This window comes from Streptomyces griseoloalbus, assembly GCA_014650015.1.
In the GTDB taxonomy this organism is placed as follows: Bacteria; Actinomycetota; Actinomycetes; order Streptomycetales; family Streptomycetaceae; genus Streptomyces; species Streptomyces griseoloalbus.
Map to the genome: position 1 here is coordinate 306862 of BMUD01000005.1, position 18628 is coordinate 325489.

At 71.5% G+C, this 18628-nt stretch carries 16 protein-coding genes; 7 read left to right on the forward strand and 9 right to left on the reverse strand.

What is annotated here, in order from left to right:
- Positions 1 to 84: 84 nt before the first annotated feature.
- The 4 genes from IE178_RS10380 (at position 85) to IE178_RS10395 (ending at position 3322) form a co-directional block, all read left to right on the forward strand.
- Positions 85 to 1323, forward strand: a complete 1239-nt coding sequence (locus tag IE178_RS10380) for an NAD(P)-dependent malic enzyme (protein ID WP_184764624.1) — start codon at positions 85 to 87, stop codon at positions 1321 to 1323.
- Between the two features lie 160 nt (positions 1324 to 1483).
- On the forward strand, positions 1484 to 2449 hold the full coding sequence (locus IE178_RS10385) for a zinc-binding dehydrogenase (protein ID WP_193512029.1): 966 nt from the start codon (positions 1484 to 1486) through the stop codon (positions 2447 to 2449).
- Between the two features lie 100 nt (positions 2450 to 2549).
- The gene (locus IE178_RS10390; protein WP_184764622.1) at positions 2550 to 2759 is read left to right on the forward strand and encodes an HTH domain-containing protein; all 210 of its coding nucleotides are present in this window, start codon (positions 2550 to 2552) and stop codon (positions 2757 to 2759) included.
- Entirely contained in the window at positions 2759 to 3322 is a 564-nt protein-coding gene (locus IE178_RS10395; protein ID WP_193512030.1) for a Clp protease N-terminal domain-containing protein, read from the forward strand. Before IE178_RS10390 ends, IE178_RS10395 begins: the two co-directional genes overlap by 1 nt.
- Before the next feature lie 37 nt (positions 3323 to 3359).
- Here IE178_RS10395 and IE178_RS10400 read toward each other — a convergent pair whose 3' ends face one another.
- Both IE178_RS10400 and IE178_RS10405 read right to left on the reverse strand, forming a co-directional pair.
- The gene (locus IE178_RS10400; RefSeq protein ID WP_193512031.1) at positions 3360 to 4397 is read right to left on the reverse strand and encodes a helix-turn-helix transcriptional regulator; all 1038 of its coding nucleotides are present in this window, start codon (positions 4395 to 4397) and stop codon (positions 3360 to 3362) included.
- A 1-nt stretch (position 4398) separates the two neighbouring features.
- Positions 4399 to 5271: a DUF4097 family beta strand repeat-containing protein gene (locus IE178_RS10405; RefSeq protein ID WP_184764619.1), complete on the reverse strand. Its 873-nt coding sequence runs from the start codon at positions 5269 to 5271 to the stop codon at positions 4399 to 4401.
- 110 nt (positions 5272 to 5381) lie between these two features.
- Between IE178_RS10405 and IE178_RS36910 the strand changes: the two genes are divergently transcribed.
- A complete protein-coding gene (locus IE178_RS36910) occupies positions 5382 to 5615 on the forward strand; it encodes a hypothetical protein (RefSeq protein WP_184764618.1) in 234 nt (77 codons plus the stop codon).
- Positions 5616 to 6288: 673 nt separating this feature from the next.
- Here IE178_RS36910 and IE178_RS10415 read toward each other — a convergent pair.
- The 5 genes from IE178_RS10415 to IE178_RS10435 form a co-directional block, all read right to left on the reverse strand.
- Positions 6289 to 6468, reverse strand: a complete 180-nt coding sequence (locus tag IE178_RS10415) for a DUF6104 family protein (RefSeq protein ID WP_003992906.1) — start codon at positions 6466 to 6468, stop codon at positions 6289 to 6291.
- Positions 6469 to 6549: 81 nt separating this feature from the next.
- The gene (locus IE178_RS10420; protein WP_193512032.1) at positions 6550 to 10359 is read right to left on the reverse strand and encodes a multifunctional oxoglutarate decarboxylase/oxoglutarate dehydrogenase thiamine pyrophosphate-binding subunit/dihydrolipoyllysine-residue succinyltransferase subunit; all 3810 of its coding nucleotides are present in this window, start codon (positions 10357 to 10359) and stop codon (positions 6550 to 6552) included.
- A gap of 291 nt (positions 10360 to 10650) precedes the next feature.
- Positions 10651 to 11763, reverse strand: a complete 1113-nt coding sequence (locus IE178_RS10425) for a HAMP domain-containing sensor histidine kinase (protein WP_184764615.1) — start codon at positions 11761 to 11763, stop codon at positions 10651 to 10653.
- Positions 11760 to 12500: a response regulator transcription factor gene (locus tag IE178_RS10430; protein ID WP_019522934.1), complete on the reverse strand. Its 741-nt coding sequence runs from the start codon at positions 12498 to 12500 to the stop codon at positions 11760 to 11762. The genes IE178_RS10425 and IE178_RS10430 overlap by 4 nt, the downstream gene beginning before the upstream one ends.
- A 123-nt stretch (positions 12501 to 12623) precedes the next feature.
- Positions 12624 to 13328, reverse strand: coding sequence for a spermine/spermidine synthase domain-containing protein (locus IE178_RS10435; protein WP_184764614.1), 705 nt, complete (start codon positions 13326 to 13328; stop codon positions 12624 to 12626).
- 151 nt (positions 13329 to 13479) lie between these two features.
- Here IE178_RS10435 and lon point away from each other — a divergent pair, with 151 nt between their 5' ends.
- Entirely contained in the window at positions 13480 to 15894 is a 2415-nt protein-coding gene (gene lon / locus IE178_RS10440; RefSeq protein WP_193512033.1) for an endopeptidase La, read from the forward strand.
- 86 nt (positions 15895 to 15980) lie between these two features.
- On the opposite strand, the gene IE178_RS10445 is transcribed toward lon, so the two are convergent.
- The gene (locus IE178_RS10445; RefSeq protein WP_193512034.1) at positions 15981 to 16808 is read right to left on the reverse strand and encodes a lysozyme; all 828 of its coding nucleotides are present in this window, start codon (positions 16806 to 16808) and stop codon (positions 15981 to 15983) included.
- Positions 16809 to 17038: 230 nt separating this feature from the next.
- On the opposite strand from IE178_RS10445, the gene IE178_RS10450 reads away from it, so the two are divergent.
- The gene (locus tag IE178_RS10450; protein WP_193512035.1) at positions 17039 to 17533 is read left to right on the forward strand and encodes a MarR family winged helix-turn-helix transcriptional regulator; all 495 of its coding nucleotides are present in this window, start codon (positions 17039 to 17041) and stop codon (positions 17531 to 17533) included.
- Positions 17534 to 17567: 34 nt separating this feature from the next.
- On the opposite strand, the gene IE178_RS10455 is transcribed toward IE178_RS10450, so the two are convergent.
- On the reverse strand, positions 17568 to 18353 hold the full coding sequence (locus tag IE178_RS10455; RefSeq protein ID WP_193512036.1) for a protein phosphatase 2C domain-containing protein: 786 nt from the start codon (positions 18351 to 18353) through the stop codon (positions 17568 to 17570).
- Positions 18354 to 18628: the final 275 nt, after the last annotated feature.

Below are 18628 nucleotides of genomic sequence, written 5' to 3' on the forward strand. Positions count from 1 at the left end.
ACCCTTCGGGCCTTGCGCGGTCCCGCCCACCCCTCACCAGGAGTGGCAACCCTCAAACCATGAATACTTAAGGGGTAGAACCAAGTGGCAGCGGAGATTGTCAATCCTCGCAGCGACAGCGAAAGCCTGGACGGTCATCCGGAGCAGGACAGCGGGGCCGAGCCCCTCGATTCCTTCGACCCGGCGTTCGCGCTGCACCGCGGCGGCAAGATGGCCGTTCAGGCCACCGTGCCGATCCGTGACAAGGACGATCTGTCCCTGGCTTACACGCCCGGCGTCGCGAAGGTGTGCAGCGCGATCGCCGAGCAGCCGGACCTCGTCCACGACTACACGTGGAAGTCGTCGGTCGTCGCCGTCGTGACGGACGGTACGGCCGTGCTCGGACTCGGGGACATCGGGCCCGAGGCCTCCCTCCCGGTGATGGAGGGCAAGGCGATCCTCTTCAAGCAGTTCGGCGGCGTGGACGCGGTCCCGATCGCGCTGGCCTGCACCGACGTGGACGAGATCATCGAGACCGTGGTCCGGCTCGCCCCGTCCTTCGGCGGGGTGAACCTGGAGGACATCTCCGCGCCCCGGTGCTTCGAGATCGAGAAGCGGCTCCAGGAGCGGCTGGACATCCCGGTCTTCCACGACGACCAGCACGGCACGGCGGTCGTGACGCTGGCCGCGCTGCGCAACGCCGCGCGGCTGAGCGGGCGGCCGCTCGGTGACCTGCGGGCCGTGATCTCGGGCGCGGGCGCCGCCGGTGTGGCGATCGCCAGGATGCTGGTCGAGGCCGGTATCGGGGACGTCGCCGTGGCCGACCGCAAGGGCGTCGTCTCGCGCGACCGCGGGGACCTCACGCCGATCAAGGCGGAGCTCGCGTCGTTCACCAACAAGGCCGGTCTGACGGGATCGCTGGAGTCGGCGCTGGCCGGGGCCGACGTCTTCATCGGCGTCTCCGGTGGCACGGTGGCGGAGTCGGCGGTGGCGTCGATGGCCGAGGGCGCGTTCGTCTTCGCCATGGCCAACCCCGACCCGGAGGTCCGCCCGGAGGTCGCGCACAAGTACGCGGCGGTCGTGGCCACCGGACGGTCGGACTTCCCGAACCAGATCAACAACGTGCTGGCGTTCCCGGGGATCTTCGCGGGGGCGCTGCAGGTGCGCGCCTCCCGGATCACCGAGGGGATGAAGCTGGCCGCCGCCGAGGCGCTGGCCGCGGTGGTCGGTGACGACCTCGCCGCCGACTACGTCATCCCGTCCCCGTTCGACGAGCGGGTCGCCCCCGCGGTGACGGCGGCGGTGGCCGCGGCCGCCCGGGCGGAAGGGGTCGCCCGCCGCTGAGGCGCGCGCGTTCCTCGTTGGCCCCGTCCAGGTGGACGGGGCCAATCCTTTGCCCGGGCACTGCTCCGACCGGGTGGGTGCCGTCGTCCGGTGGCAAGAGGGCGTGTCTCACAGCGGTCCCTGGTTCCGCCGGCGGGGCGGGGAACCTATCGTCAAGGTCATGTTCGCCGTCTACGCCTCCCGAATCGACCGCGACCAACCGCTCACCGGTCTGGAGCTGGGGGAGCGCCCCTCTCCCGAAGCCCGGCCCGGCTGGAGCACCGTCACGGTCAAGGCCGCCTCCCTCAACCATCACGACCTCTGGTCCCTGCGGGGCGTGGGCCTCGCGGAGGACAAGCTGCCGATGATCCTCGGCTGCGACGCCGCCGGTGTCGACGAGGACGGCAACGAGGTCGTCCTGCACTCGGTGATCGGACAGAGCGGTCACGGGGTGGGGCCCAAGGAACCCCGGTCCATCCTCACCGAGCGGTATCAGGGCACATTCGCCGAGCAGGTCGCCGTGCCCACCTGGAACGTCCTGCCCAAGCCGAAGGAGCTCTCCTTCGAGGAGGCCGCCTGTCTGCCGACCGCGTGGCTGACGGCGTACCGGATGCTGTTCACCAACGCGGGGGTGCGGCCCGGCGACTCCGTGCTGGTGCAGGGCGCCGGGGGCGGGGTCGCCACCGCCGCCATCGCGCTCGGCAAGGCCGCGGGGCTGCGGGTCTTCGCCACCAGCCGGGACGAGGCCAAGCGGAAGCGGGCGCTGGAACTCGGGGCCGTGGAGGCGCTGGAGCCCGGTGCGCGGCTGCCGCAGCGGGTCGACGCGGTGATCGAGACCGTGGGGGCGGCCACCTGGTCCCACTCGGTGAAGTCGCTGCGCCCCGGCGGCACGCTGGTGATCTCCGGTGCCACCAGTGGTGACCGGCCCTCGCACGCCGAGCTGACCCGGATCTTCTTCCTGGAGCTCAGGATCGTCGGGTCGACGATGGGGACCAAGGACGAGCTGGAGGACCTGCTCTCCTTCTGTGCCGACACCGGGGTGCGGCCCGTCATCGACGAGGTGCTGCCCATGGACCGGGCGCGGGAGGGCTTCGAACGGATGGAGACCGGCGGGCAGTTCGGGAAGATCGTGCTCACCGGCCCCTGAGGGCAGCGGTTCGCGTCGACGGCCGGTCCGGTACTCCGGGCCGGCCGTCGGCATGTCAACTGGGGTTGACGCGAGGCGGGTGTCAACGTAGGTTGACATCATGACTGAGGCAACCAACCTCGCCGAGCGTGCGGGTGACCGCGATCCACGGGTCGGCCTGCGGGCCGTCGCCGCGCTGCGCAGGCTGCTCGAACAACTGGAGACCGTGCAGGTGCGCAACGCGCGCCATCAGGGCTGGTCGTGGCAGGAGATCGCCACCGAGCTCGGGGTGAGCAGGCAGGCCGTGCACAAGAAGTACGGGAGGCATTGATGTTCGAGCGGTTCACGAAGGACGCCCGTGAGGTGGTGAAGGGGGCGGTCGAGCACGTCGAAGGGGTGCGGGCAGGGACGGTCGACCCCGAACACCTGCTGCTCGCCCTGCTGGACCGTGAGGGAAGCCGCGCGTCCTTCGCGCTGGCGGCCCTCGGGCTGGGCGAGCGCAAGGAGTCGGTGCGCCGGGGCCTGGAGGAGGCGCGGCGCCGTGCCGGTCTGTCCCGGGCCGAGACCGATGCCCTCGCCGGACTCGGGATCGACGTCTCGGAGGTCGTCGCCCGGGTGGAGGAGACCCATGGTGTCGGGGCGATGTCCGGCGACCGCGCGGACAAGGGCTGGTGGGCGGGGCGCAGCAGCTTCAGCAGGGGCGCCAAGGATGTGCTCGAGAGGGCGCTGCGGGTCGCCGTGGCCCGGCGGGACCGGCACATCGGCGACGAGCACATCCTGCTCGCCCTGACCGCCCGCCCCGGCGTCCCCGCCGAGGTCCTCGCCGATCGCGGGGTGACGTACGCGTCCGTGATCCGGGTGCTGTACGGAGGCGGCGAGGCCAAGGCGGGCTGACACGGCGGGTCGGAGGGGGCGGGGCGGCCCGGGCGGCTCAGGGCTTCGGCGTGCGCAGCATCGCCCCGATCCGTGCCGCCGCCGTGGACAGATGGCTGCGGGCGTCACGGAGCTGGTCCGCGGTGATGCCCTGGTCACGGGCCGCGTCCCGGATGTCGTCCCGGAAGCGGTCCAGCAGACGGTCCAGGTCGCGGGCCGGGTCACCGGTGGACTCGGAGGCGTCCTCGTGGGCCCAGGCCGGGGTGTACTCGGCGGGGAAGTCCTCGGGGGTCCGGGAGTACGACGGCTGGGAGGCGCGGCCCGAACTCCCCGTGCCGGTCCGGCCGAAGGCGAAGTCCTTGCCGAACCCGCTCATCTCCTTGGCCAGTTCGCCCAGGCCCTCGCGCAGCCCGGTCGGCCAGTCGCCCCGGGCGAAGTGGTCCTGCACCTGCTCCTGGACCTGTCGCATGATGCGCTGCACCTCCTCCTGCGCCCTGTCCTGGGCCTCCTTGGCCTGGCGGCGGGCCCGCTGGGCCTCCTCGCGGGAGCGGCGGCTCTCGTCCTTGGCGCGCCGGGCCTGTTCCTTCCACTCCTGCTTGGCGCGGCGCATCTCCTCCTTGGCGGCGCGCCAGGCCTCGCTGTCGCCGAAGACCGAGAAGTCGCCGACGACGCCCTCCTCGCCGCCGTCCGCTCCACCGCTGCGGGACTGGCGGGCCTTGCCGGCCGCGGCCCGCATCTCACGGCGCAGATCGCCCGCCGCGCCGCTGACGTCGGCCCGGATCTCGGCGGCCAGCTCGGCGACCGACTCCCGGATCTCCAGCTCCAGGTCGGCCAGCTCGCCGCTGCGGTCGGCGAGTTCGGCGCGGCCGGCGTCCGTGATGGAGTACACCTTGCGGCCGCCCTCGGTGGTGTGGGTGACCAGGCCCTCCGCCTCCAGCTTGGCCAGTCGCGGATAGACCGTGCCCGCTGAGGGGGCGTACAGCCCCTGGAAGCGCTCCTCCAGGAGGCGGATCACCTCGTAGCCGTGGCGCGGGGCCTCGTCCAGCAGCTTCAGCAGGTAGAGGCGGAGGCGTCCGTGGGCGAAGACGGGAGGCATGTCAGAGCACCTTCTTGTCGGTCGTACCGGCATTGTCTCCCGAGCCGTCCCGCGGCTCGGGCTCGTCCTCCCTGCCCGGGCGGCGCAGCAGCGCGATGGAGCCGGAGACGGTGGTGGCCCGCAGCTTGCCGCTGCCCGCGCCGAGGCGGCCGGTGAGTTTGTGGGCGCCCCACTGGCCCTGCACCCGGAGGTCGTCGAAGGCGTTGGAGATGGCGCCGCTCGCGGTGTTGGCCTCGACCTCGGCGTCCGCCGGATCGGGCAGCCGGATGGCGATCTCGCCCGAGATGCTGGACAGCCGGACGTCGGTGGGGCCGTCGGGATCGAGGTCCACGATCATGGAGCCGCTGACCGTGTCCGCCCGCACGGAGGAGCCGGAGCCCTCGACGACGGTGAGGTCGCCGGAGACGGAGGCGAAGCGGAGGTCGCCGGTGACGGACTGGGCCTCCACGTTTCCGGACACCGTGTCCGCGCGGACCGGGCCGGAGAGGGCGACCAGGGCGGTGTCACCCGCGACGCCCTTCAGCACCGCGGGGCCCCGGATGCCGGAGACGACGGCGCCGGCACCGACCACGCCCACCTCCACCCGGGTCTGCGCCGGGACGGTCAGGGAGACCACCGCGCTGCGGCGCCAGCCCTTGGGGTCCAGCCACTTGAGGAAGCCCTTCCAGGGCAGGTCGTCGTAGGCGACGGTGAGGGTGCCGTCCTTCTGGGTGATCACCAGGGGTGGCCCTTCCACGTCGGAGACCTCCAGGCGGGCGGAACCCTCGTCGGTCCCCACGACGTTCACCGTTCCGTTGACGATGCGTACGTGGAGCTCGCTCACGGGCGCGTCGAAGGTGAGCTTCGTGGGCTCGGCGACGGACCACTCGGACATGGTGACGACCTCCTGGGGGACGAACCCGACGCGCCATATCGCGTCTTACGTGATTCACGATATATCGCGGCGAGGGAAAGTCAAGACACTCGTTCTGGTGATCAGTCGTCATGCGGTCCGGCCGAATCGGCCTGGCGTGTGACCACGCGCCCTGGCCCGTGATCGCGCCGTGGTGGGACGCCGACCGCGCCGGGTTCAGCCTCGCCCCCGGCTTCCGCCGTCCCGTCGGTCATGTGTGGCCGGCGGGCGAACGGCACCCCGGGGGTGAGGACGAGGCGATGCGCACCTTCGCCACCCGGCTGGGGCTCGGCCCCGTACGGGATGTGCAGACCCTCGACCCGTGACCGAGCCCGACCCCGCCGCCGACGCGCCGGCCCGGCTGAGCGGCGTCCGGGCGGTCCTCTCACCCGCGTGGGCGTCCTCGCGCCCCCGGGCCTCGTCCCCGGCGAGCCCGCCGACCGTCTCTTCCAGGCCGCCCGCATCCAGCGCGGCGCCCGGTCCGCCGAGGAGCGGGAGGGCGGAGCGCCGTCGGGGGCACCACCGCCCGCGGACCGGCCCCCGCCCCGCCGTCGCCGCCCCGCCGTCGCCGCCCCGCCGTCGCCGCCCCGCCATGCCCGCGACCCACACCCCGGCCCTCGCCCAACTGGCCGTCGGCCTCCCCGTCGGCGGTCGTGGTCGGCACTCGGCGGCATCGCGGCGGTGGCCGGGAGGAAGCGCGCCCCCTCCTGATGGCCGCTGCCTGCTGCGCCGCTCGGCGCTTCCCGGGCCCCGTGCGGCACGCGCCCGCGGCCGGTGCGTGAGGTTGGGGAGGTAGGGGCGCTGCGGCGGGGGCGCGCTACAGAGGGGGCAGGCCGCGTGGCTGTCGCTCCGCACCGGAGGCTCGCTCGCGGCGCGGGCGTGCGACAGAGGCAGTTCCCGCGCGGCTGTCGCCCTCGCCGCGGGGCCCTCCGCGGTGAGCGCGGGTGTGCCGCCGTGGCAGGGCCGCGCGGCCATCGCCTCACCGGAGGCCGGGGAACCCTACTCGTCGTCCTCGTCGTCCAGGCGGGCCAGCCACGTCGCCAGGCGTTCCACCGGGACCTCGAAGTCGGGGTTGAGGTCGACGAACGTGCGGAGTTGTTCGGCCAGCCACTCGAAGGTGACCTCCTCCTCGCCGCGCCGCTTCTCCAGTTCCTCGATGCCACGGTCCGTGAAGTACATGAGGACAAGGATATGTGCGGGAAAACGGACGGGCCGCACCCCCTGGGAAGGGGTGCGGCCCGCCTGCGCACGGCTTGGAGGCTACGCGTCGAAGACCTCGCGCACCAGCTGCTCCTGCTCCGCCTGGTGGCGCTTGGCGGAGCCGACCGCCGGCGACGAGCCGTGCGGCCGCGAGATGCGGCGCAGACGCTCGTCGTGCGGGATGTCGGCGCCGACCGCCAGGTCCAGGTGGTCGATCAGGTTGAGCGCGATGAACGGCCAGGCACCCTGGTTCGCCGGCTCCTCCTGGGCCCACAGGTACTTCTCGGCGTTCGGGTACTTCTTGATCTCCGCCTGGAGCTCGGCACCCGGCAGCGGGTACAGGCGCTCGATGCGGATGATCGCCGTGTCCGTCGCGCCGCGCTTCTGCCGCTCGGCCTCCAGGTCGTAGTAGACCTTGCCGGCGCAGAAGACGACCTTCTTCACCGCGGCCGGGTCGACCGAGTCGTCACCGATGACCGGGCGGAACTGGCCCGTGGTGAACTCCTCCGCCTTCGACGCCGCGGCCTTCAGACGCAGCATCGACTTCGGGGTGAAGACGACCAGCGGCTTGTGGTGCGGGTTGTGCACCTGCCACCGCAGGAGGTGGAAGTAGTTCGACGGCGACGTCGGCATCGCGACCGTCATGTTGTTCTGGGCGCAGAGCTGGAGGAACCGCTCCGGGCGGGCCGAGGAGTGGTCCGGGCCCTGGCCCTCGTAGCCGTGGGGAAGGAGCAGGACCACACCGGAGGTCTGGGCCCACTTCTGCTCCGCCGACGAGATGAACTCGTCCACGACCGTCTGCGCGCCGTTGACGAAGTCGCCGAACTGCGCCTCCCACATCACCAGCGCGTCGGGGCGGGCCAGCGAGTAGCCGTACTCGAAGCCCATCGCCGCGTACTCGGACAGCAGGGAGTTGTAGACGTTGTACCGCGACTGCTCCTCGGAGAGGTACTGCAGCGGCGTGTACTCCTCGCCCGTGCTGCGGTCGATGATGACCGCGTGGCGCTGGCCGAAGGTGCCGCGCTGGGAGTCCTGGCCGGCCAGCCGCACCGGCACGCCCTCGAGCAGCAGGGAGCCGACGGCGAGGGTCTCGCCCATGCCCCAGTCGATCGTGCCGTCCTCGACCATCGCCGCCCGGCGCTGCAGCTGCGGCAGCAGGCGCGGGTGGACGGTGATGTGGTCGGGGATGTTCACCTGGGACTCGGCGATCCGCTTGACGACCTCCGTGGTCACCGCGGTGTTCACGGCGACCGGGAACTCGGCCTGCGGGTCCGAGGACTCCACGGAGGCGGGCTGCGAGGTGGCCTCGCGGACCTCGGTGAAGACCTTCTCCAGCTGGCCCTGGTAGTCCTGCAGCGCCTGCTCGGCCTCTTCCAGGGTGATGTCGCCGCGACCGATGAGGGACTCGGTGTAGAGCTTGCGCACCGAGCGCTTCTTGTCGATCAGGTCGTACATCAGCGGCTGGGTGAAGGCCGGGTTGTCCGACTCGTTGTGACCGCGGCGGCGGTAGCAGATGAGGTCGATCACCACGTCCTTGTTGAACGCCTGGCGGAACTCGAAGGCCAGGCGCGCGACGCGCACGACCGCCTCCGGGTCGTCGCCGTTCACGTGGAAGATCGGGGCCTCGATCATGCGGGCCACGTCCGTCGCGTACATGGAGGAACGCGAGGACTCGGGGGCGGCGGTGAAGCCGACCTGGTTGTTGATCACGACGTGGACCGTGCCGCCGGTGCGGTAGCCGCGCAGCTGCGACATGTTCAGGGTCTCGGCCACCACACCCTGGCCCGCGAAGGCCGCGTCGCCGTGGATCGCCACCGGCAGGACGGTGAAGTCCGTGCCGCCCTTGCCGATGATGTCCTGCTTGGCGCGGGCGACGCCCTCCAGGACCGGGTCCACCGCCTCCAGGTGCGAGGGGTTGGCGACCAGGGAGACCTTGATCTGCTCGCCGTCCAGGCCCGTGAAGGTGCCCTCGGCGCCCAGGTGGTACTTCACGTCGCCGGAGCCGTGCATCGACTTCGGGTCGAGGTTGCCCTCGAACTCGCGGAAGATCTGCGCGTACGACTTGCCGACGATGTTGGCCAGCACGTTCAGCCGGCCGCGGTGGGCCATGCCGATGACGACCTCGTCCAGGCGGGACTCGGCGGCCGAGTCCAGCACCGCGTCGAGCAGCGGGATGACGGACTCGCCGCCCTCCAGGGAGAAACGCTTCTGGCCGACGTACTTCGTCTGCAGGAAGGTCTCGAAGGCCTCCGCGGCGTTCAGCCGGCGCAGGATGCGCAGCTGCTCCTCGCGCTCCGGCTTGGTGTGCGAACGCTCGATGCGGTCCTGGATCCACTTGCGCTGCTTGGGGTCCTGGATGTGCATGAACTCGACGCCGGTGGTGCGGCAGTACGAGTCGCGCAGCACGCCCAGGATGTCGCGCAGCTTCATCAGGGACTTGCCGGCGAAGCCGCCGACGGCGAACTCGCGCTCCAGGTCCCACAGGGTGAGGCCGTGCTCGACGATGTCCAGGTCGGGGTGCTTGCGCTGGCGGTACTCCAGCGGGTCGGTGTCGGCCATGACGTGGCCGCGGACCCGGTAGGAGTGGATCAGCTCGAAGACGCGGGCTGCCTTGGTGACGTCGTCGTCGTGGGAGGCGTCGATGTCCTTGAGCCAGCGGACCGGCTCGTAGGGGATGCGCAGCGCCTCGAAGATCTCGTCGTAGAAGTCGTTCTCGCCGAGGAGGAGGTTCGCGACCTGGCGCAGGAACTCGCCGGAGGCGGCGCCCTGGATCACCCGGTGGTCGTAGGTCGACGTGAGCGTCATGACCTTCGAGATGCCGAGCTTGTTCAGGGTGTCCTGGGAGGTGCCCTGGAACTCCGCCGGGTAGTCCATGGCGCCGACGCCCATGATCACCGACTGGCCGGGCATCAGCCGCGGCACGGAGTGGACGGTGCCGAGGCCACCGGGGTTGGTCAGGGAGACCGTGACACCGGTGAAGTCGTCCATCGTCAGCTTGTTGTCGCGGGCGCGACGGACGATGTCCTCGTAGGCCTGCCAGAACTCGAAGAAGTTCAGCGTCTCGGCCTTCTTGATGGCCGCGACGACCAGCTGGCGGTCGCCGTTGGGCTTCACCAGGTCGATGGCGAGGCCGAGGTTGACGTGCTCCGGCTTGACCAGCGTCGGCTTGCCGTCCACCTTCGCGAACGAGTGGTTCATCGACGGCATGGCCTTGATGGCCTGGACCATGGCGTAGCCGATGAGGTGCGTGAAGGAGATCTTCCCGCCGCGCGCCCGCTTGAGGTGGTTGTTGATGACGATGCGGTTGTCGAACAGCAGCTTCACCGGGACCGCGCGCACGGACGTGGCCGTGGGCAGTTCCAGGGAGGCGTCCATGTTCTTCGCCACGGCGGCGGACGGACCGCGCAGGGTGACCTGCTCGGGGCCGGCCTTGGCCTCGCCGGAGGGCGCGGCCTTGGGCTTCGCGGCGGGCGCGGCGGCCGGCTTGGCGGCGGGAGCCGCAGGCGCGGCGGCCTGCGCCGGAGCGGGAGCCTGTGCCGGAGCGGCCGGCTGCGCGACGGGTGCGGCGGCAGCGGGCCGCGCGGCCGCCGGGGCGGGCGCGGCGGGCTGGGCCGGAGCGGGCGGCTGAGCGGTGGTCCCCGCGGCCCCCACGGCCGCGTTACCCGCCGGAGCCGAGGTCGCAGGAGCGCCCGGCTTGTAGTCGGCGAAGAAGTCCCACCAGGCTCGGTCCACCGAGTTCGGGTCCTGGAGGTACTGCTGATAGATCTCGTCGACGAGCCACTCGTTGGCACCGAAGGCCGCAGCGGGGTTCTTGCCCGCTTGGTCGGTGTCGGTCGAGATGCTCGAGTTACTGGGGGACTGTGGCGACACGGCGGCAACCGCCCTCTTCCGCTTCACAAGGTGATGGACAGCGGAAATAAAGGCTACGCCCCCAAGAGCGAGAAGGTCAGGCCGGGCCCGTTCATCGTCGCGTAAGTCACATCTCAGCGGGTGTTTCGGTGCGGGAAATGGCGGGAAACAAGCGTGGTTCCGGTTCTTCGAGAGATATGAGGGATCGCTTGGCCGGGCCTCAGCGCGCAACGCGCGCGGGCCTCTGCCTGATCACACGTGTCCGTCAGCGCGAACCCGGATGGATCGTGCGGCTCCGCTTCGCACCTTACGTCAATTCGACGCGGGTGAGGCTCCCGGAAGAGTGATAAGAATCCGGCATCCCCGCTCGGATTCGGCCACTCCGATCCGGCCGCCGTGCAGATCGACGGCCCAGCGGGCGATCGCCAGGCCGAGACCGGTGCCGCCGTCGCTGCCCGGACCGTGCGGCCGGTTGACGTTGCCGCGGTTGAACCGCTCGAAGACGCGGTGCCACTCGGTCCGCGGAATGCCGGGCCCCTCGTCCAGCACCTCCAGCTCCAGTGACTCCGGCTGGGCGCCGTGCCGCGCCCTGACCGTCACCCGGCCGTGCGGCGGACTGTGCTTGACCGCGTTGTCGATGAGGTTGGCGACGACCTGGTGGATGCGCTCCGGGTCGGCGTGCGCGACGAGCTCCGGCGGCGAGACGTCGAGGTGCAGATGGACGTCCGTACGGGTGTGGCTGCCCGATCCGGAGGCCATGCCCGCGCGGGCCGAGGCGACCATGTTGGCCTCCTTCAGCACGCCGGACAGGTACGGCCACACCTCGAACCGGCGCTTCTTCAGCGGGACGACGCCGTTGTCCAGGCGGGACAGGTCCAGGAGCGTCTCCACGAGACGTCCCAGGCGCTCGGTCTGCCGCAGGGCCGTGCGCATCGTCTCGGGATCGGCCTGGGTGACGCCGTCGACGATGTTCTCCAGCACCGCGCGCAGCCCCGCGATGGGGGTGCGCAGCTCGTGCGAGACGTTGGCCACCAGCTCCTTGCGCTGGCCGTCCTGGGCCTCCAGCTCGTCGGCCATGGCGTTGATCGTCTGGGCCAGGTCGCCCAGCTCGTCGCGGCGGTTCTCCCGCACCCGGCGCGTGTAGTCGCCGTGCGAGATGGACCGGGCCACGGCGTTCATGTCGTCCAGCGGCGCGGTGAGCGAGTGCGCCACGAACTGCGTGATGAGCAGGGTGGCGATCATCGAGAAGACCGTGATGAAGCGCAGTTCCGTCTTGGTGTGCACGGCGATCACCGACAGCCCCGTGGTGATCAGGACCGAGACGACGACCAGCGCACCCAGCTTGGTCTTGATCGAGAACGGGCGTACACCGCCCCAGGGCTGAGGCTCCCCGGGGCCTCTGCGTCCGGCCGGCCCGTCGCTCATGGCGTCGGCGTCTCCAGGGCGTAGCCCACGCCGTGCACGGTGCGGATGCGCTCGGCGCCGATCTTCCGGCGCAGCGCCTTGATGTGGCTGTCGACGGTCCGGGTGCCGGAGGCGTCCGCCCAGTCCCAGACCTCGGCCAGCAGCTGCTCACGGGAGAGCACCGCGCGGGGCGTGTTCGCCAGGCACACCAGGAGGTCGAACTCCGTGGGCGTCAGATGGACGTCCTCGCTGCGCACCCGCACCCTGCGCTGCGCGTGGTCGATCTCCAGTTCGCCGAGGCGGAGGATGCCGCTGCGCGGGGTCGTCGCCGCGAGGGCCGCCCGCTCCATGCGGCGCAGCAGGACATGCACGCGTGCCGCCAGTTCCCGCATGGAGAAAGGCTTCGTCATGTAGTCGTCGGCGCCGACGCCGAGGCCGACCAGCATGTCGGTCTCGTCGTCGCGCGCGGTGAGCATCAGCACCGGCACCGGGCGCTGGGCCTGCACGCGACGGCAGACCTCCAGGCCGTCGAAGCCCGGGAGCATGATGTCGAGGATCAGCAGGTCGGGCTGCCAGGCCTCCGCCGTGTCCACCGCGGACGGGCCGTCGCCCGCCGTTTGCACCAGAAATCCCTCGGCGCGAAGGCGGGTCGCGATGGCGTCCACGATCGTCGCATCGTCCTCGACCACCAGAACCCTGCGCTGCGCGCCGGGGGTGGTCGTCGCCGTGCCGTTGTGGGAGGTGTGTGTCTGCTCCATCGCCCGCCCCTGAAGTGTGCTTTCCGGAATCCGTGGGGTGATCCGTGATCTGCGCATGACTGCGATTGACGCTTGAATGATCCGCGTCAGGGCAGCAGCGTACGGGGAGTCACCACGCCTTTGCTATCCAGGGCGGACGCCGATGTGCACGACGTCCGGAACGCCCCGGGCAACGGGGATCTCTTCGGTACGCACCTGCTGGAACCCGGCATTCCGCAAGGTTCCCTCGAATTCCGGGGACGGCTTGGCGGACCACACGGCGAGCACTCCGCGCGGTCTCAACACCTGTGCACAGCTTGCCAGTCCGGCCGGCGAGTAGAGCCCCTCATTGCCCTCGGTGACGGTCCAGTCGGGCCCGTTGTCGATGTCGAGACACAGGGCGTCGAACGTGTCGGATGTCTCATTGACGAACGCGACGAGATCCGCCTCGACGATCTCCGCACGAGGGTCGGCGAGAGCCCGGGCGGAGAGCTCGGCCAGCGGGCCCTCCCGGTGCCACCCGATGATGGCCGGTTCGCGCTCCACCACGGTGATCCGCCCCCAGCGGGGCCGCGCGGCGGCGTGGGCGAGCGAGAAGCCGACCCCGAGACCGCCGATCAGGACGTGCGGGGCGGGCCGCGGGCCGAGCCCCTCGCCGGTGTCGGCGGCGTCGAGGGCGGCCAGTGCGGCGTCGACGAGCCGTCGCTCCGAACGGCCGTCGGAGGTGTCCATCAGGAAGCAGCCGTTGGCGATGATCTGCAGCAGGCTGCCGTGCCTGCGCAGCACGACCTCGCCGTACGGGCCCTCGCGGCGGTCCAGGACTTCGGGAATGTCGTACGGGGTGGACATGCGTTCATCCTGGCAGCTCCTTTTTTCGTCGCGGCCGGCTCCCGGTGCCCCGGGGAAGATGATCGCTCAGAGCGAACGCGCGCTCGGGAACATTCGGCGGCTCAGCTGCATTGAGTCGGCATAGCTCAACTTGACTGCCGAAGGGGAGATCATGGCTGCTGAGTCCACACCGCTCGCCCTGCCTGTGTTGCCGCTCGACGACGAGGTCGTGCTGCCCGGGATGGTGGTTCCGCTGGACCTGAGCGATTCCGAGGTGCGCGCAGCGGTGGAGGCCGCCCAGGCCGCCGCCGGGTCCGCGCCGGAAAAGCCCAAGGTGCTCCTGGTGCCACGTGTCGACGGGACCTACGCCGGTACCGGCGTACTGGGCACGATCGAGCAGGTCGGGAGGCTGGCCGACGGTGACCCGGGCGCCCTGATCCGCGGCCGGGGCCGCGTACGGATCGGCGCCGGGACCACCGGGCCGGGCGCGGCGCTGTGGGTGGAGGGCACGCGCGTCGACGAGAGCGTGCCGGAACCGCTGCCGGGGCAGGTCACCGAACTGGTCAAGGAGTACAAGGCGCTCGCCACCGCCTGGCTGCGCAAGCGGGGCGCCTGGCAGGTCGTCGACCGGGTCCAGGCCATCGACGACGTCTCCGCGCTCGCCGACAACTCCGGCTACTCGCCGTTCCTGACCACGGACCAGAAGGTCCGGCTGCTGGAGACGGCCGATCCCGTCGCCCGGCTGAAGCTCGCGACCCAGCAGCTGCGCGACCACCTCGCCGAGCAGGACGTCGCCGAGACCATCGCCAAGGACGTCCAGGAGGGCGTCGACAAGCAGCAGCGCGAGTTCCTGCTCCGGCGCCAGCTGGAGGCCGTGCGCAAGGAGCTGCGCGAGCTCAACGGCGAGAAGGAGGGTGAGGAGTCCGACGACTACCGCGCCCGCGTCGAGGCCGCCGACCTGCCGGAGAAGGTCCGCGAGGCCGCGCTCAAGGAGGTCGACAAGCTGGAGCGGGCCTCCGACCAGTCGCCGGAGGGCTCCTGGATCCGCACCTGGCTCGACACGGTCCTGGAGATGCCGTGGAACGAGCGCACCGAGGACGCCTACGACATCCAGGGCGCCCAGGCGGTCCTCGACGCCGAGCACGCGGGCCTGGACGACGTGAAGGAGCGGATCACCGAGTACCTGGCGGTGCGCAAGCGGCGCAGCGACCGGGGCATGGGCGTCGTCGGCGGGCGGCGCGGCGGTGCCGTGCTGGCCCTGGTGGGCCCGCCCGGTGTCGGCAAGACCAGTCTGGGCGAGTCCGTCGCCCACGCGATGGGCCGCAAGTTCGTCCGGGTCGCCCTCGGCGGCGTCCGCGACGAGGCGGAGATCCGTGGCCACCGCCGCACGTACGTCGGCGCGCTGCCGGGCCGGATCGTCCGGGCGATCAAGGAGGCCGGTTCCATGAACCCGGTCGTCCTGCTGGACGAGATCGACAAGGTCGGCTCCGACTTCCGGGGCGACCCGGCCGCGGCCCTGCTCGAAGTCCTCGACCCGGCCCAGAACCACACCTTCCGGGACCACTACCTGGAGGTCGAGCTCGACCTGTCCGACGTCGTGTTCCTCGCGACGGCCAACGTCCTCGAAGCCATCCCGGAGGCCCTGCTCGACCGTATGGAGCTGGTCCGCCTCGACGGTTACACGGAGGACGAGAAGGTCGTCATCGCCCGCGACCACCTGCTGCCGCGTCAGCTGGAGCGCGCCGGGCTGGACCGGGACGAGGTGACGATCGACGAGGGCGCGCTGCGCAAGCTGGCCGGCGAGTACACGCGTGAGGCGGGCGTGCGCACCCTGGAGCGGTCCCTCGCGCGGCTGCTGCGCAAGATCGCGGCCCAGCACGAACTGGGCGAGCGCGAGCTGCCGTTCACCGTGACCGACGGCGACCTGCGGGACCTGATCGGCCGGCCGCACCACGTGCCCGAGTCCGCCCAGGACCCGGCCGAGCGCCGTACCGCCGTCCCCGGTGTCGCCACCGGGCTCGCGGTGACCGGCGCCGGCGGTGACGTCCTCTATGTGGAGGCGTCCCTGGCCGACCCGGAGACGGGCGCGGCGGGCCTGACCCTGACCGGCCAGCTGGGTGACGTGATGAAGGAGTCCGCGCAGATCGCGCTGAGCTTCCTGCGCAGTCACGGCGCCGAGCTGGAACTGCCGGTGGGCGACCTGAAGGACCGGGGCGCGCACATCCACTTCCCGGCGGGCGCGGTGCCCAAGGACGGCCCGAGCGCGGGCGTCACGATGACCACCGCCCTGGCCTCGCTGCTCTCCGGCCGGCTGGTCCGCACCGATGTGGCGATGACCGGCGAGGTCTCGCTGACCGGGCGGGTGCTGCCGATCGGCGGGGTGAAGCAGAAGCTGCTCGCCGCCCACCGCGCGGGAATCACCACCGTGATCATCCCCAAGCGCAACGAGCCCGACCTGGACGACGTCCCGGCGGAGGTGCTGGACAAGCTGGACGTCCACGCCGTCACCGATGTCCGCCAGGTCCTGGAGCTGGCGCTGTCGCCGGCCACGAACGGCGCGACGCCGGAGGTTCCGGTCGCCGCGTGACGGAGGCGGCCGGATGAGAAGGCCCGGGCCCCGTGGGACCCGGGCCTTCGCCGTGTCCGGGCGGCGTGCCCGGTGGGGCAGCCGGGTCAGCCGAGCGCGAACGCCCGTACCCGGTCGAGGGTGCCGTTGAAGCGGTCGTGGTCCCCGACGGTCGGCCCGGTCGAGGTGTACTGCCACATCGCGTACGTGTCCCAGCCCGCGGGCAGTTCGCCCACGGTGGAGGCGTACCGGGCGATCCACAGCGGGTTGGTGGAGGCGAAGCCGGCGTAGTCGCCGGTGCACTGCTTCCACCAGCTGGTGGCCGTGTAGATGACGGCGTTCCGTCCGGTGCGGGCCCGGTACTGGTCCAGGAAGTCGCGGATCCAGCTCACCATCGCGCTCGGCGACTTGCCGTAGCAGGCGGCGCCGTACGGGTTCCACTCGATGTCCAGCACGCCCGGCAGGGTCCGTCCGTCCGCGAACCAGCCGCCGCCGCGGTTGACGAAGTAGTCGGCCTGGGCGGCGCCGCTCGCCGTGTCGGGCGTGGCGAAGTGGTACGCGCCGCGGATCATGCCGACGTCGTACGCGCCGTCGTACTGCTGGGAGCGGTACGGGTTGGTGTAGTAGGTCCCCTCCGTGGCCTTGGCGTAGGCCCACCTGACCCCGCTGTTCCACAGCGTCGCCCAGGCCACGTTCCCCTGGTGGCTGGAGACGTCCACCCCTTCCGTCTGGGTGGTGGTGCGTGTGGCGGGGAGGCCGCCGCGGCCGTCGTGGGCGAGGACGCCCATGCCCATGTGGGCGGAGCCGCGCGGAGGGGCACCGGGAGCGGATTCGGCCGCGACGGCCGTGTGGGGGAGGGAGAGAACCGCGAGCAGGACCGCCCCGGCGGTCGCGAGCGCGCGTATACGGGTGAAGCCGGATCTGTGCACGGGCATGACGTATCTCCGAAAGGTCGGTGGGGGCGAACCCTGTATGTGACCCACATCGCGTGATGTGGGCATGCCACGTAATCGCCTGCTGGAGAAACTGCACACGTGGACCACGACGGGGGCGGAGCGTCCGCGAGCTGCCGATGGTCTACGCCTGCGAAATACTGGCGGAGCTGCGGCGACGTCGCCACTTGGCGGGAAGCTTCCGGAACCGAGGAACCGAGGCAGGGTCAGACGTGCACGAAGACGGAAACGGCGGGGCAGGGGGCGCCGCCTCCCACGGGTCGACGCCCCATGTGGAGCAGCCCGGGTTCCTCGACCTGGAGCGCGAGTTGACGGTGCTGCTGCGGCGCGCCAGGGCCAGCCAGGGGGAGATGGCCCGCGCGGTCCATCCCGAGCTGGAGCCGTCCGCGTACGGACTGCTGGTCCGTCTGGATGAGTGCGGCGGCCAGCGGGCCACCGAGCTCGCCGCCTACATCGGCGTCGGCAAGGCGACGATGTCGCGCCAGCTGAGCGCGCTGGAGCAGCTCGGGCTCGTCGCCCGCGAGCCGGACCCCGCCGACGGCCGGGCCTGGCTGGTCGCCCTCACCCAGGAGGGGCGCGACCGGGTGGGCAGGGTCCGCGAGGCCCGCCGCGCGCGCTACGCCGGCCGGCTCGCCGACTGGGACCCCGCCGAGGTCGGCGAACTGGCCCGACTGCTGAACCAGCTGAACCGGGGGATGGAGAAGTGACCCGGGCGGTGCCGGCGCCGTACCGCGGCCGGGTTCAGAGCTCCACGTAGACCACCGTCGCGTCGTCGTGGGTCTTGCCCCGGCGCGGCGGCACCCGGTCCGCGTCCGCCCGCTCCAGGGTCCGTACGCGGTCCACCAGCGACTGCGGGCCCTCCTCGCGGACCAGGGTGAGGCAGTCCGCCCAGTCGCCCCGGTGGAACCTCTCCACCCAGCGTGCCGCGCCGTCCGTCAGCGCGGCGAGGGCGCGCACCTCGTCGCGCGGCAGGGAACCGGTGACCGCGCGGGAGGCCACCGAGGGATCCGCCGCCGCCGTGAAGAAGCCGCCCTCCCTGTTACGCAGGGTCGCGTCGACCAGGGCGTCGGTGGCGAGGGCCGAGCGGGGCAGCAGGGCCAGCCGGTCGTCCACCAGCGCGGCGACCGTGCCGCCGGGGGACTCGACGAGCAGGGCCGAGTCGGACAGGACCAGGTACTCGACCGAGGCCGGTGACCAGCGCGCCAGCACCACCGTTGCCTGAGGCGTGCGAGGGTGAGAAAGGTCACAGTGTGCCGCATGGCTCTCGGCGGTACGCGCCAGAGCGCGGGACAGCAGCTCGGGCAGGGGAACATCCGGGAGGGAAACGGTCAGTTCGGTCAGCGCCCCGCCCAGCCGGGCGGTGAACCAGGGCACGGAATGCAGACAGCCGCCCCCGTCCCCCGGTGGCGTGACCCCGTCCAGCACCACGAGCGAACCGCCCTGCCCGGAGGCGGGAAGCGTGACGCTCGCGAAGTCCTCGTTGGGGCGGCCCGGATCGCCGGGCTCCGAAACAAGTTCCGTACGCATCCGGCCAGTCTGCACGAGCCCTTCACGGCCCGCGCGAAAGGCTGGCAACGACTGCCGGATCCGCACGGCCACGCAGGTCAGACGCCTGGTTTGGGAGGGAATGCAGCGCTCCGGGAAGACGTGGCGGCGAATACTGCCACCGCCCGCCGCAGACGTCCAACCGGCAAGCCGGACGGGGCCGCTGGGAGAGGCAGCGGAACTTGCCCCCCAACTCACGTCCGATGTTCACTCCTTCGAGTGGCGGGTCAGGTGATGCGCATCCACTGTCCACGGGC

Excerpts from the sequence above, each read along its gene's own strand:
- IE178_RS10430 (WP_019522934.1), bottom strand. The coding sequence starts at position 12,500 with ATGGAGCAGACACACACCTCCCACAACGGCACGGCGACGACCACCCCC.
- IE178_RS10390 (WP_184764622.1), top strand. The coding sequence starts at position 2,550 with ATGACTGAGGCAACCAACCTCGCCGAGCGTGCGGGTGACCGCGATCCA.
- IE178_RS10400 (WP_193512031.1), bottom strand. The coding sequence starts at position 4,397 with ATGCCTCCCGTCTTCGCCCACGGACGCCTCCGCCTCTACCTGCTGAAG.
- IE178_RS10415 (WP_003992906.1), bottom strand. The coding sequence starts at position 6,468 with ATGTACTTCACGGACCGTGGCATCGAGGAACTGGAGAAGCGGCGCGGC.
- IE178_RS10455 (WP_193512036.1), bottom strand. The coding sequence starts at position 18,353 with ATGCGTACGGAACTTGTTTCGGAGCCCGGCGATCCGGGCCGCCCCAAC.
- IE178_RS10405 (WP_184764619.1), bottom strand. The coding sequence starts at position 5,271 with ATGTCCGAGTGGTCCGTCGCCGAGCCCACGAAGCTCACCTTCGACGCG.
- IE178_RS10435 (WP_184764614.1), bottom strand. The coding sequence starts at position 13,328 with ATGTCCACCCCGTACGACATTCCCGAAGTCCTGGACCGCCGCGAGGGC.
- IE178_RS10425 (WP_184764615.1), bottom strand. The coding sequence starts at position 11,763 with ATGAGCGACGGGCCGGCCGGACGCAGAGGCCCCGGGGAGCCTCAGCCC.
- IE178_RS36910 (WP_184764618.1), top strand. The coding sequence starts at position 5,382 with ATGCGGTCCGGCCGAATCGGCCTGGCGTGTGACCACGCGCCCTGGCCC.
- lon (WP_193512033.1), top strand. The coding sequence starts at position 13,480 with ATGGCTGCTGAGTCCACACCGCTCGCCCTGCCTGTGTTGCCGCTCGAC.
- IE178_RS10445 (WP_193512034.1), bottom strand. The coding sequence starts at position 16,808 with ATGCCCGTGCACAGATCCGGCTTCACCCGTATACGCGCGCTCGCGACC.
- IE178_RS10385 (WP_193512029.1), top strand. The coding sequence starts at position 1,484 with ATGTTCGCCGTCTACGCCTCCCGAATCGACCGCGACCAACCGCTCACC.
- IE178_RS10395 (WP_193512030.1), top strand. The coding sequence starts at position 2,759 with ATGTTCGAGCGGTTCACGAAGGACGCCCGTGAGGTGGTGAAGGGGGCG.